Below are 12,342 nucleotides of genomic sequence, written 5' to 3' on the forward strand. Positions count from 1 at the left end.
CCTTCCGTCAGGCGCGGGTGCGCCGCTTGACCCTGACCCGGGTCGGGGAGGAGCGGCCGGCTTCTGCCGCCGCCTTGGCCCTGCGGGCGGGCCGCTTGCCGCCTTTCCTGCCGCCGCCGGGCTTGCCGGTGAAGCGCCCCTTGGTGAGCAGCTCGAAGCGAAGCGCCCCCGCCACGGGAGCGGCCTCCACCAGCCTCACCTCGACCTTGTCGCCCAGGCGGTAGGTCTCGCCGGTGTCCTCTCCGCGCATGGAGTGGGTCGCCTCGTCGTAGCGGTAGTAATCGTTGCCGATGGTGGCCGCCGGGACGAAGCCGTCCGCGCCCGTCTCGTTCAGCTTGATGAAGAGCCCCGCCTTGGACACGCCGGAGATCTGCCCGTCGAACGTGGCTCCGATCCGGTCGGCGAGGAAGTGGGCGATGAGGCGGTCGTTGGTCTCGCGCTCCGCCGCCATGGCCCGGCGCTCGGCCGCCGAGATCTTGGCGCTGATCTCGACGAGCTCCGCCCGGGTGGTGCCCTCAGACAGCCCGTCCTTGCCGAGCTTCAGGGCGGAGATGAGCGCCCGGTGGACGATGAGGTCGGCATAGCGGCGGATGGGGGAGGTGAAATGGGCGTAGCGCCTGAGGTTGAGGCCGAAATGTCCGTAGTTCTCCGCCGCGTACTCGGCCTGGGATTGGGAGCGCAGCACCACCTCGTTGATGAAGAGCTGATGCTCGGAGCCCTCCACGCTGCGCAGGATGCGGTTGAACAGCTCCGGCCTGAGCGCGCCCTGGGTCGGGACCTTGAGGCCGATGGAGGCGAGCACCTCGCTCAAAGCCCGCATCTTCTCCAGCGAGGGCTCGTCGTGGACGCGGTAGATCAGGTCGGATTCGGCCCTCTCAAGCTCCTCCGCCGCCGCCACGTTGGCGAGGATCATGAACTCCTCGATCAGCTTGTGCGCCTCGAGCCGCTCGGGCATGAAAACCCGTTCGACGGTGCCATCGGGCTTGAGCACGATCTTGCGCTCGGGCAGGTCGAGGAAGAGCGGCTCCCGGATGTCCCGGGCCTTTTTCACCAGCTCGTAGCCGGCCCAGAGAGGCTTCAGGATCGTGTCGAGGATCGGCTTCGTCACGTCGTCGGGCCTGCCGTCGATGGCGGCTTGAGCCTGCTGGTACGAGAGCTTCTCCGCCGAGCGCATCATCACGCGGTGGAAGCTGTGGCGGATTTTTCGCCCGTCGGGACCGATCACCATGCGGACCGCAAGCGCAGGACGGTCCTCCCGCGGGCGCAGGGAGCAGAGGTCGTTCGAGATGCGCTCCGGCAGCATCGGCACGACCCGGTCGGGGAAGTAGACCGAGTTGCCGCGCTCCTGCGCCTCCCGGTCCATGGCGGAGCCGGGGCGCACATAGGCCGATACGTCGGCAATCGCCACGGTGACGATGAATCCGCCCGCATTGCTCGGATCGTCGTCCGGCACGGCATGGACCGCGTCGTCGTGGTCCTTGGCGTCCGGCGGGTCGATGGTGACGAGGGGCAGGCTGCGCCAGTCCTCCCTGCCTTCGAGCGACGCGGGCTTCGCCGCGGCCGCCTCGTCCAGCACGGCCTTCGGGAACTCGTTGGGGATGCTGTGGGCATGGATCGCGATGAGGCTTACGGCCTTCTCGGACTGGATGGAGCCCAGGCGCTCCTTCACCTTGGCGGTGGGCAGGCCGAAGCGGCCGTGCTTGACCACCGAAACGGCAATCAGGTCCCCGTCCTGGGCCTCGCCCTCGTCACCCGGCCTGATCTGGAGTTCCTGCTCGCGGGCCTTCTTGTCCACGGGGATGAGTCGCCCGCCGCCCTCGGGCAGGGAGCGGAAGATGCCGAGCACCTGAGCCTGCTTCTTCGCGATGATCTTGGTGACGCGTCCGGAATAGCGGTGGATGTCGCCCGGCCGGAGCGGCTCGACCTTGAGCAGCGCCCGGTCGCCGACGCCCGCCACCGGCTGTCCCGGCCGGGGCTTGCGGGGGGCGAGGATGATGATCGTGGGAATCGAGCCATGCTCTTCTTCGTCCCACTCGGTCGGCACCGCGATCAGCTCGCCGTCCCGGTCGCGGCGGGTGATGTCGGCCAGCACCACGGGAGGAAGCTGGCCCGCCTTGTGGACAGTCTTGCCCCGCCGGTCGACGACGCCTTCCACCTCCAGATCCTTGAGGACCTGCTTCAGCCAGATCCGGTCGCTGCCTTTGATCCCGAAGCGCTGAGCGATCTCCCGCTTGCCCACCTTGCCCTGGGCCTGGGTGATGAAGGAGACGACCTCCTCGCGGGAGGGCAGAGAGGCGGAAGGGTCGGCTTTCGAACGTTTGGACAATGGAGGAGCTCGTGAGGTTTACGGGATCTTGTCGCATGCAAGCTTGGGCGCGGCTAGCCCTGGCAGCCTGCTCTAGAAATGACGCTCGGGCCGGGCCGGAGATCCATGGGGCAGGGAGGCTATCGGGCAAAAAATAAGGCTCCCGAAAGGGAGCCTTGAGGGACCGGCCCGTGGGGGCAGAATGAGCCGGTGAGCCTATGAAACGCGCCTGCTTGAGGAAGGTTCCAGGCTTTCCGAAATTTTTTTGAAAAAATTTTGGAGGCTGCCGAACGGCCGTCTTGGGGGTTCCGGGTGAAGCGCCGTCATCCGCGACCGTCGGCGAATTCGACCAGATCCCAGAGATTGCCGTAGAGGTCCTGGAATACGGCGACGGTCCCGTAGGAGGCCTGCTTGGGTTCCCGGACAAACGTAATGCCGGCCTCCACCAAAGCGGCATAATCGCGCTGGAAGTCGTCGGTCTGCAGAAACAGGAAAACACGGCCGCCGGCCTGGTTGCCGATGAACGTCTCCTGGTGCGGGTTCGACGCGCGCGCCAGAAGCAGCGACGTCATCCCATCTCCCCGCGGGCGAACGACGACCCAGCGCTTGTCCTGCTCCGGCTGATAGGTATCCTCGACCAGCTCGAAGCCGAGCTTGTTCACGTAGAATTCGATGGCTTCGTCGTAGTCGCGCACGACGAGAGCGACATGGGCGATGCTCTGCTTCAAGTGACCCCCTTTGCCGGGCCCATGCAGGGTCAACCGGCAAATCCCAGCCTGTCTGCGCGTCTTGTCCTGACCGCTATGGGCTGGGATTTTACTGATGATACAATCAGATATCCAGGTCCGCCTCGTCGGCGAAGGCTGCGCGCTCCTGGATGAAGGCGAAGCGGGCTTCCGGCTTGTTGCCCATCAGGCGCTCCACCGCATCGTTGGCTTCCGGCTTGTCGTCGGCCTCCACGACCACTTTCAGAAGCAGGCGCTTCTTGGGGTCCATGGTGGTCTCCTTGAGCTGCGCCGGCAGCATCTCGCCGAGGCCCTTGAAGCGGCCGATCTCCACCTTGCCGTTGCCCTTGAACACGGTCTTGAGCAGCCGGTCGCGGTCTGCCTCGTCGCGGGCATAGGCCGTCTTGGCGCCCTGGCTGAGGCGGTAGAGGGGCGGGACCGCCAGGTACAGGTGCCCGTCGTCGATGAGCTTGGGCATCTGCCGGTAGAAGAAGGTGATCAGCAGCGAGGCGATGTGGGCGCCGTCCACGTCCGCGTCGGTCATGATGATGACCTTCTCGTAGCGCAGGTCCGAGGACTTGTAGTGGGAGCCGGTGCCGCAGCCGAGCGCCTGGACGAGGTCGGACAGCTGCTGGTTCTGGTGCAGCTTCTCCCGGCCCGCCGAGGCCACGTTCAGGATCTTTCCGCGCAGCGGAAGAACCGCCTGGGTGGCGCGGTCGCGGGCCTGCTTGGCGGAGCCGCCGGCCGAATCGCCCTCGACGATGAAAAGTTCGGAGCCCTTGGCGCCCGCATTGGAGCAGTCGGCGAGCTTGCCGGGCAGGCGCAGCTTGCGGGTCGCGGTCTTGCGGGCGACCTCCTTCTCCTGGCGCCGGCGCAGGCGCTCCTCCGCCCGGTCGATCACCCAGTCGAGCAGCTTGTTCGCCTGCTGCGGCGAGGCGGCGAGCCAGTGGTCGAAGCTGTCGCGGATCGCGTTCTCGACGATGCGGCCGGCCTCGACCGTCGCCAGCTTGTCCTTGGTCTGACCCTGGAATTCCGGCTCCCGGATGAAGACCGACAGCATGGAGGCGCAGGTGGCCATCACGTCGTCGGTGGTCACCGCCGCCATGCGCTTCGCCTGGTTCACGCGCTCGGCATGCTCGCGCAGGCCGCGGAGCAGGGCGATGCGCAGGCCGTTCTCGTGGGTGCCGCCCTCCGGGGTCGGCACCGTGTTGCAGTAGGAGGTGGAGAATCCGTCCTCGTTCGCCATCCAGGCGACCGCCCATTCCAGCGAGCCGTGGCTGCCGGGCTTGGTGATCTTGCCGGAGAAGATGGCGTCCGTGACCAGCTCCTTCCCCTCGATGTCGTGGAGCAGGTAGTCCTTAAGGCCGTTCGGGAACTTGAAGGTCGCCTCAGCCGGGACGTTGGTGACCCCCTCGATCAGGGACGGGGCGCATTTCCAGCGGATCTCGACGCCGCCGAACAGATAAGCCTTGGAGCGGGCCATCTTGAACAGGCGGCGGGGCTGGAAATGGGCCTCCTTGCCGAAGATCTGCCAATCGGGCTTGAAGCGCACCTTGGTGCCGCGCCGGTTGAGCACGCGGCCCACCGTCTCGAGCTTGCCCTGAGGGAGGCCGCGGGCGAAGACCTGGCGATACAGGGTCTGGCCGCGGGCGACCTCCACCTCGAGGATCTCGGACAGCGCGTTCACCACCGACACGCCGACGCCGTGCAGGCCGCCCGAGGTTTCGTAAACCTTCGAGTCGAACTTACCGCCCGCGTGCAGGGTGGTCATGATGACCTCGAGCGCCGACTTCTTCGGGAACTTGGGATGCGGATCGACCGGGATGCCGCGCCCGTTGTCGGTCACGGACAGCCAGCCCCCTTCCTCCAGCTCCACCTCGATGAAGGTCGCGTGGCCCGCCACCGCCTCGTCCATGGAGTTGTCGATCACCTCGGCGAAGAGGTGGTGCAGGGCCTTCTCGTCCGTGCCGCCGATATACATGCCCGGCCGGCGGCGGACGGGCTCGAGCCCCTCCAGCACCTCGATGGCCGACGCGTCGTAGCCGGCCTCGCCCGGGGTGCCCTGCTGGGGCGCCTGGCGGGAGACCTTGACGGCGGCATTGCGGGCCGTGGCCGGCGCGGCGCGCTTGGCCGCGGCGCCCCCGAAGAGATCGTCGTTGTCTGTCATTGGGACCTTGGTCCGTGATGATTCGCGCTTCTTTAAACTCTGTCTCATCCCGTTTTTATACGAGAACAAAACGGAAACGTGAAGGTGGTTTTACGTCACAAGCACTCAAAGTGGGGAGAACCATACTCTGTAAAGGTTACCAACGAACTCCCCCGAAAGGCTGTCTTCTGGATGTCATCAGGAACTGTTTAAATTCCATTCACGTTGAATGGTTAAGCATGAGCTTAACGGGAGATTTGGGCGTGACGACGCGGACGACATTGGGACCGGCACAGAAGCTCCACCTGGACCGCGCGGCGCGCAATGCGGGCGAGGCCTTCGCCTTCGACGAGCCCGATACCGCTCCGGTCGGATCACGCTCCTACGGATCGAGCCTGGTCTGGCTCGGCATGGCCGCCGTCGCGGTGCTGGGCCTGAGCCTAGTCTTCTAAGGTTCCTTCCCGCGAACGCTCGCTCCTGCCGAAGAAGCGGATCAGCTTTTCCTCCAGCTGCGTTCCATAGGTGAGCAGGAACAGGGTGACCAGGGTTCCGGCTACCGTGATGAACCATGCGCCCAGGCCCGCAGTGACCCCGAGGCCCGCGGCAATCCACACCGTCGCCGCCGTCGTCAGGCCCTGAACCTCCATCCCGTCCTTGCCGCGCAGGATCGAGCCCGCCCCGAGAAAGCCGAGGCCCGTCAGGATGCCCTGAACCACGCGGCTGACCGCGTCCTGCCCGAAGTGCAGCCCCTCATAGACGGAGCCGGACAGGATCACGATGGCCGAGCCGAGGGAGACGAGGGCGAGCGTCCGCATCCCGATGGGCTTGTTGTGGATGTCCCGGTTGATGCCGACGACCATGCCGGCAACCGTCGCCACGATGAGCCGCAGCGTGATCTCGATCTGGTCGCTGTGCTCCTCCCAGAGCCAGAACGCCCACTGTTCCATCGCACTCAACCTGCCTTGGCGGTCTTCTTGGCCGAAGCCGCCTTGGAAGCGGTCTTCTTCGCCGCCGGCTTCTTCGTGGCCGTCTTTTTGACACCGGTCTTTTTGGCTGCCGTCTTGGTGGCCGCCTTCTTTGCGGCCGGAGCCTTCGCGGCAGCCTTCTTGGCCGGAGCCTTGCGGCCGCGGGCGGGCTTCTTGGCAGGCCCTGCCGCGCGCCGCGCGTTCAGGAGGCCGACGGCCTCGTCCAACGTCACCGCCTCGGGGGCCAGGGTCCGCGGCAGGGTGGCGTTGGTCTCCCCGTCCGTGACGTAGGGGCCGAAGCGGCCGGCCTTCACCACGATGGTCTTGCCGGATTGCGGATCGGAGCCCAGGGGCCGTCCGGGATCGGCGGCGCCGCGGCGGCCGCCTCCGCCGCTTTCCTTGGTGACGATCAGGTCGATGGCGCGGTTCGCGCCGATCTCGAGCACGTCGTCGCCCGCTCCCAGATTGGCGTAGGTCTTGCCGTGCTGGACGTAGGGCCCGTAGCGGCCGATGCCGACCAGGATCGGCTCGCCCGATTCCGGATGCGTCGCCACGGGGCGGGGCAGGGAGAGCAGCTTCAGGGCCTTGTCCAGGTCGACCAGGGCGGGGGACATCCCCTTGGGCAGGGAGGAGCGCTTGGGCTTCTCGCCCTCGCCGAGCTGGACGAAGGGGCCGAAACGGCCGTCGCGCAGGGTGACCTCGAGGCCGGTCTCGGGGTCGGTGCCCAGAACCTTCACGCCCGGCTGGCCGCCGTTCTCAGACGAACCCTCGCCGTCGCCCTCGACGCCCGAGGCGGCGAGCTGGCGGGTGTACTTGCACTCGGGATAGTTCGAGCAGCCGATGAAGGAGCCGAACTTGCCGAGCTTCAGCGAGAGCTGGCCGGTGCCGCAATTCGGGCAGGTGCGCGGGTTCGAGCCGTCGCCCTTATCCGGGAAGATATGGGGCCCAAGCAGCTCGTTGAGGGCGTCGAGCACTTCCGTGGTGCGCAGCTCCTTCGTCTCGCCGATGGCGGCCGAGAAGTCGCGCCAGAAGTCGCGCAGGACCTGCTTCCAGTCGATCTCGGAATTCGAGATGCGGTCGAGCTGCTCCTCCAGATCGGCCGTGAAGTCGTATTCCACGTAGCGGCGGAAGAAGCTCTCCAGGAAGGCGGTGACGATGCGGCCCTTGTCCTCGGGGACGAGCCGCTTCTTCTCGATGCGCACATATTCCCGGTCGCGCAGGGTCTGCAGCACGGCGGCATAGGTCGAGGGGCGGCCGATGCCGAGCTCCTCCATGCGCTTCACGAGGGAGGCCTCCGAATAGCGCGGCGGCGGCTCGGTGAAATGCTGGGTCGCGTTGATGCGGCGTCGCTCCAGCGGATCGCCCGCCTTCATGGGCGGCAGGCGGCCCTCGTCCTCGTCCGCCTCGTCGTCCTTGCTCTCGTTGTAGAGGGTCAGGAAGCCGTCGAACTTGATCACCTGGCCGGTGGCGCGAAGATCGAGCTTGCGCGGGCCCACCTGGGCCGTGATGTCGGCGGTGGTGCGCTCCAGCTCCGCCGATTCCATCTGGCTCGCGATCGTGCGGGTCCAGATGAGATCGTAGAGCCGCGCCTGCTCCGGCTCCAGGTACTTGGCCACGTATTTCGGCAGGCGGCTCATGTCCGTCGGGCGGATGGCCTCGTGGGCTTCCTGGGCGTTCTTGGCCTTGGTGGTGTACCGGCGCGGCACGCCCGGCACGTAGCGGTCGCCGTATTCCTTGCCGATCACCCGGCGGGCGGCCTGCACGGCCTCGGGCGCCATGTCGACGCCGTCGGTTCGCATGTAGGTGATGAGGCCGACCGTCTCGCCGCCGATGTCCACGCCCTCGTACAGGCGCTGTGCGATGCGCATGGTCTGGGCCGGCGCCAGCCCAAGCTTGCGCGAGGCCTCCTGCTGCAGGGTCGAGGTGGTGAAGGGCGGGTAGGGGTGGCGCTTGGCGGGCTTGGCCTCGACGTTCGCCACCGAGAAGGTGGCAAGCTCCAGGTCCTTCTTGAAGGCCTCGGCATCCTTGCCGTTGCCGATGTCGAGGCGCTGGATCTTCTTGCCGTCGGCACCGACGAGGCGCGCGTCGAACACGCCGCCGTCCTTGGTGGCGAGCGTCGCGATCAGCGACCAGTATTCCCGGGGCTTGAAGGTCTCGATCTCGAGCTCGCGGTCGCAGACGAGGCGAAGCGCCACCGACTGCACGCGGCCGGCCGAGCGGGCGCCCGGGAGCTTGCGCCAGAGCACCGGCGAGAGGGTGAAGCCCACGAGATAGTCCAGGGCGCGGCGGGCGAGATAGGCGTCGACCAGCGCCTGGTCGATCTGGCGCGGCTGGCGCAAAGCCGCCTGCACCGCCTCCTTGGTGATGGCGTTGAAGGTCACGCGCTCCACCGGCAGGTCCTTGAGCGCCCGCTTCTCGCGGAGCGCCTCCAGCACGTGCCAGGAGATCGCCTCGCCCTCGCGGTCCGGGTCGGTGGCCAGGATGAGCTTCTCGGCCCCCTTGATCGCCTTGGCGATGTCGGAAACCCGCTTCGAGCCCCTGTCCTCGAGCGTCCAGATCATGCGGAAATCGGCATCCGGGTCGACCGAGCCGTCCTTGGCGGGCAGATCGCGGATATGCCCGAAGGAGGCCAGGACCTCGTAATCCTTGCCGAGATATTTGTTGATCGTCTTGGCCTTGGCAGGCGACTCGACGACGAGGACTTTCATGAACGGCTTCCCAAAAGCGGCAGCGGACCGGTGCCCTGCTGCCAAGACGACAGACGGCGGCCAGAGGCTGACCGCCGCAGGGCGCGATAAGTGGTTGATGATCGCGGACAAGTCAAATCGGACCTGTCCGGATGGCTCTCATATGGCCACGAATGCCCGTTCCAGCAAGGGATTGACAGCTTGGCCGAGATCGTTGGCCCCGATCGTCCGGGAGGGAGCGGCAAGGCGGGTGAGGGCATAGGCTTCGGTGATTTGGGATGGCGCGGAGCGGGCCAGCGCCGCGGTTGCGGCCAGGACGAAAAGCCTCTCGGCAATGAAACGGGCCCGCGCCTCGGCTTCGGGCGAGTGGAGGGCCATGACGAGATCCCGCGCCGCGTCGGAAGCCCCCGGAAGGTCGCGGATCTCGGCCATCAGGCGCTCCAGCACGGCGCTGGCGATCTCCGGCTCGCGGGTCTCGGCGCGGAGGATGTCGAGGGCGATCACGTTGCCCGAGCCTTCCCAGATCGCGTTGACCGGGGCCTCCCGGTAGAGCCGGGGCAGGGCGCTCTCCTCCACATAGCCGTTGCCGCCGAGGCACTCCATGGCCTCGTAGAGGAGGCGCGGGGCCGCCTTGCAGATGCCGAACTTGGCTGCCGGCGTCACGAGACGGGCGTAGCCGGCCTCGCGATCGTCCGTCCCCTGAAGGTCGAAGCCGTTGGCGGCCCGCAGGGCCAGCGCCGTCATGGCCTCGCTTTCCAGGGCGAGGTCCGCCAGCACCATCCGCATCGCCGGCTGGTCGATGAGCTTCTTCTGGAACACGCCGCGATGCCGGGCGTGGTGCATGGCGAGCGCCAGCCCCATCCGCACGAGGCCGGCCGAGGCCACGGCGCAGTCGAGGCGGGTCAGCTGCACCATCTCGATGATGGTGCGCACCCCGCGGCCTTCCTCCCCGATTCTCCACCCGAAGGTCTCATGGAACTCGACTTCGGACGAGGCATTCGAGCGGTTGCCGAGCTTGTCCTTCAGCCGCTGGAGACGCAGGGCGTTGAGCGAGCCGTCGGGCCGGAAGCGCGGGACGAGGAAGCAGGTGAGCCCGCCCGGCGCCTGGGCCAGCACCAGGAAGGCGTCGCACATGGGCGCCGACATGAACCACTTGTGCCCGGTCAGGGCATATTCGTCCCCGGCCTTCCGGTCGGCCCGGGTGGTGTTCGCCCGGACGTCCGTGCCGCCCTGCTTCTCGGTCATTCCCATGCCGAGGGTGACGGCCGTTTTCTCCCAGAAGGGGATGAAGCGGGAATCGTAGATGCGCGAACGGATCTTCGGCAGCCAATCGGCGAGCCGGGTCGGGGCGGCGGCCAGCGCCGCCGCCGAGGCATGGGTCATGGTGATCGGGCAGACATGGCCGCTCTCGACGCCCGCCGCCGTGTAGATCCGCGCCGCCCGCGCCACATGGGCATGGCCCGACCCCGGCTCGTCCCAGGTCGAGGCGTGGAGGCCGTCCTCCATGCTCGCCCGCATGAGCACATGATAGGCCGGGTGGAACTCGACCGCATCGATCCGGTAGCCCCGCGCGTCATGGGTGCGCAGTTTCGGCAAGTTCTCGTTGGCGAGCCGCCCGAGATCGATCCGCTCCGCCGAGCCCCAGGCGGCTCCGAAGGCGATGAGGCCCTCCGCCTCCGGATCGACGCCGTTCGCTTTCAGGGCGTCGAGCAGGGGCCGGTTGCTCGCGACGAGGTTCACGTCGCCGAAGGGCGGCGTCTGGTTGACGACATCATGGGTCTCGAACGGGAGCATGGCTACCGGCCCTCGCGACATGAACCTAATTTATTCTAGCGCGGAGCGGCTTCCCGTAGAGAGCTGGCTTGCCGCCGTTTCCGGGACCGCCTATAGCCATCGCTTTAAGATGAGCGACGCCCCCCGATCCGTTTTCCCCCACCGGCATCTCCTCGGCATCGAGGGGCTGTCTCCCTTGGACATTCAGGCGCTTCTGGACCTGGCCGACGAGCAGGTCGAGGTGAGCCGGCAGGTCGAGAAGCGGAAGACGACCCTGAGGGGCCGGACCCAGATCAACCTCTTCTTCGAGGCGTCGACCCGCACGCAATCCTCCTTCGAGATCGCCGGCAAGCGGCTCGGCGCCGACGTGATGAACATGTCCGTCGCCTCCTCCTCCGTGAAGAAGGGCGAGACCCTGATCGACACGGCCGTGACGCTGAACGCCATGCGGCCCGACATCATCGTCGTGCGCCATCACGCGGCAGGCGCGGTGCATCTGCTCGCCCAAAAGGTCGACTGCTCGGTGGTCAATGCCGGCGACGGCGCGCACGAGCATCCGACCCAGGCGCTGTTGGACGCGCTCACCATCCGCCGCAACAAGGGCCGCATCGCGGGCCTGACCGTCGCGATCTGCGGCGACATCCTGCATTCCCGGGTGGCGCGCTCCAACATGATCCTGCTCGCCGCCATGGGCGCGCGGGTGAGGCTCGTCGCGCCCTCGACCCTGCTGCCGCCGGGCATCGCGCGGCTGGGCTTCGAGACCTTCACCAGCATGAAGGAGGGCCTGAAGGACGCCGACATCGTCATGATGCTGCGCCTCCAGCGCGAGCGCATGAACGGCTCCTTCGTGCCGTCCGTGAAGGAGTACTTCCGCTTCTACGGGCTCGACCAGGAAAAGCTCTCCTACGCCAAGCCCGACGCCCTCGTGATGCATCCCGGCCCCATGAACCGGGGCGTCGAGATTTCCTCCGACGTGGCCGACGGCGCGCAGTCCCTCATCCGCGAACAGGTCGAAATGGGCGTCGCCGTGCGCATGGCGGTGCTGGAGGCTCTGGCGAGCCATCTGCCGAACAGGTGAGGGGGGGCCTGACGTTTGCCAACTGTCCTGAAAGCTCTCTTAGTACTATTAGCTCTTATAGTAGGTGGGTTTTCCCTCTTGTATTGCGAGTTATTCGGGTGTCGACAGTTTCTCTACTTTTCTGCTGAAACTCCCAGAATGGAGCAATTCCTCGCTTCATTAAAGGAGGTCGGGGCGTCAGACATTCAACGATCAACCCCTTGCAGGAGAGACTTCAAGACAGGCTTATACCACTGCCGTTTTGAGATAGCTGATTCCAAGCTAGAGCTGAGCGAAAGCTTATCTGAAAAGAAACTTGTATCGATCAAGAGCCCCAAGAACCCGGACCATAGCGGTAGAGAACTTCACCCTCTGATAGTCATGGCCACTTGTGGCATCCAATTAAAAGAGGAGGCTGAAAAGGTGATCCTGTTCTTAGAGGATGCTGCCAGAAGGGATAAATCCAAGTCCACACTCTACAAAATAGGAGCGTGTGGTTTGAGTATGTTCAGTAGTGAAATCTGGATGACGCCTGATTATTCATGGCGCTTCGACGCCGAGAACGCTGTCCAGGTGCCCGTCGTGCAGGCGCATGAGTGAAGTATCTTCCTTGACTCTGTGCGCCAAGCGATTGAAGCCGAACTCGGCCCCTCTCCCGACCTGCTTCGCAGGGCACCCTCTCCC

At 66.3% G+C, this 12,342-nt stretch carries 9 protein-coding genes; 3 read left to right on the forward strand and 6 right to left on the reverse strand.

The annotated features are described in order from the left end of the window. Nucleotides 1-7: 7 nt before the first annotated feature. The 3 genes from rnr to parE form a co-directional block, all read right to left on the reverse strand. Nucleotides 8-2,326 carry a ribonuclease R gene (gene rnr / locus GR303_RS02380; RefSeq protein ID WP_161721795.1) on the reverse strand — a complete coding sequence of 773 codons (2,319 nt, stop codon included), beginning with the start codon at nt 2,324-2,326 and terminating at the stop codon, nt 8-10. A gap of 302 nt (nt 2,327-2,628) precedes the next feature. Then, nucleotides 2,629-3,033, reverse strand: coding sequence for a VOC family protein (locus GR303_RS02385; RefSeq protein ID WP_161721796.1), 405 nt, complete (start codon nt 3,031-3,033; stop codon nt 2,629-2,631). A 103-nt stretch (nt 3,034-3,136) separates the two neighbouring features. Continuing rightward, complete coding sequence (parE, locus tag GR303_RS02390; protein WP_425487089.1) at nt 3,137-5,245, reverse strand: DNA topoisomerase IV subunit B; 2,109 nt, start codon at nt 5,243-5,245, stop codon at nt 3,137-3,139. A gap of 194 nt (nt 5,246-5,439) precedes the next feature. Between parE and GR303_RS02395 the strand changes: the two genes are divergently transcribed. Further along, nucleotides 5,440-5,628, forward strand: a complete 189-nt coding sequence (locus GR303_RS02395; RefSeq protein ID WP_161721798.1) for a hypothetical protein — start codon at nt 5,440-5,442, stop codon at nt 5,626-5,628. Here GR303_RS02395 and GR303_RS02400 read toward each other — a convergent pair. The 3 genes from GR303_RS02400 to GR303_RS02410 form a co-directional block, all read right to left on the reverse strand. Continuing rightward, nucleotides 5,617-6,123 carry an MgtC/SapB family protein gene (locus GR303_RS02400; RefSeq protein WP_161721799.1) on the reverse strand — a complete coding sequence of 169 codons (507 nt, stop codon included), beginning with the start codon at nt 6,121-6,123 and terminating at the stop codon, nt 5,617-5,619. The two genes, GR303_RS02395 and GR303_RS02400, sit on opposite strands and share 12 nt — an antisense overlap. 5 nt (nt 6,124-6,128) lie before the next feature. Beyond that, entirely contained in the window at nt 6,129-8,849 is a 2,721-nt protein-coding gene (gene topA, locus GR303_RS02405) for a type I DNA topoisomerase (protein WP_161721800.1), read from the reverse strand. Nucleotides 8,850-8,987: 138 nt separating this feature from the next. Continuing rightward, nucleotides 8,988-10,622, reverse strand: a complete 1,635-nt coding sequence (locus GR303_RS02410) for an isovaleryl-CoA dehydrogenase (protein ID WP_161721801.1) — start codon at nt 10,620-10,622, stop codon at nt 8,988-8,990. 109 nt (nt 10,623-10,731) lie between these two features. On the opposite strand from GR303_RS02410, the gene GR303_RS02415 reads away from it, so the two are divergent. Beyond that, nucleotides 10,732-11,679, forward strand: coding sequence for an aspartate carbamoyltransferase catalytic subunit (locus GR303_RS02415; protein WP_161721802.1), 948 nt, complete (start codon nt 10,732-10,734; stop codon nt 11,677-11,679). Between the two features lie 138 nt (nt 11,680-11,817). After that, nucleotides 11,818-12,258, forward strand: a complete 441-nt coding sequence (locus tag GR303_RS02420) for a hypothetical protein (protein ID WP_161721803.1) — start codon at nt 11,818-11,820, stop codon at nt 12,256-12,258. Nucleotides 12,259-12,342: the final 84 nt, after the last annotated feature.

It is taken from the genome of Microvirga arsenatis (genome assembly GCF_009910705.1).
Classification (GTDB): Bacteria; Pseudomonadota; Alphaproteobacteria; order Rhizobiales; family Beijerinckiaceae; genus Microvirga; species Microvirga arsenatis.

Excerpts from the sequence above, each read along its gene's own strand:
- GR303_RS02410 (WP_161721801.1), bottom strand. The coding sequence starts at position 10,622 with ATGCTCCCGTTCGAGACCCATGATGTCGTCAACCAGACGCCGCCCTTC.
- GR303_RS02420 (WP_161721803.1), top strand. The coding sequence starts at position 11,818 with ATGGAGCAATTCCTCGCTTCATTAAAGGAGGTCGGGGCGTCAGACATT.
- GR303_RS02415 (WP_161721802.1), top strand. The coding sequence starts at position 10,732 with ATGAGCGACGCCCCCCGATCCGTTTTCCCCCACCGGCATCTCCTCGGC.
- parE (WP_425487089.1), bottom strand. The coding sequence starts at position 5,245 with ATGAGACAGAGTTTAAAGAAGCGCGAATCATCACGGACCAAGGTCCCA.
- topA (WP_161721800.1), bottom strand. The coding sequence starts at position 8,849 with ATGAAAGTCCTCGTCGTCGAGTCGCCTGCCAAGGCCAAGACGATCAAC.
- GR303_RS02400 (WP_161721799.1), bottom strand. The coding sequence starts at position 6,123 with ATGGAACAGTGGGCGTTCTGGCTCTGGGAGGAGCACAGCGACCAGATC.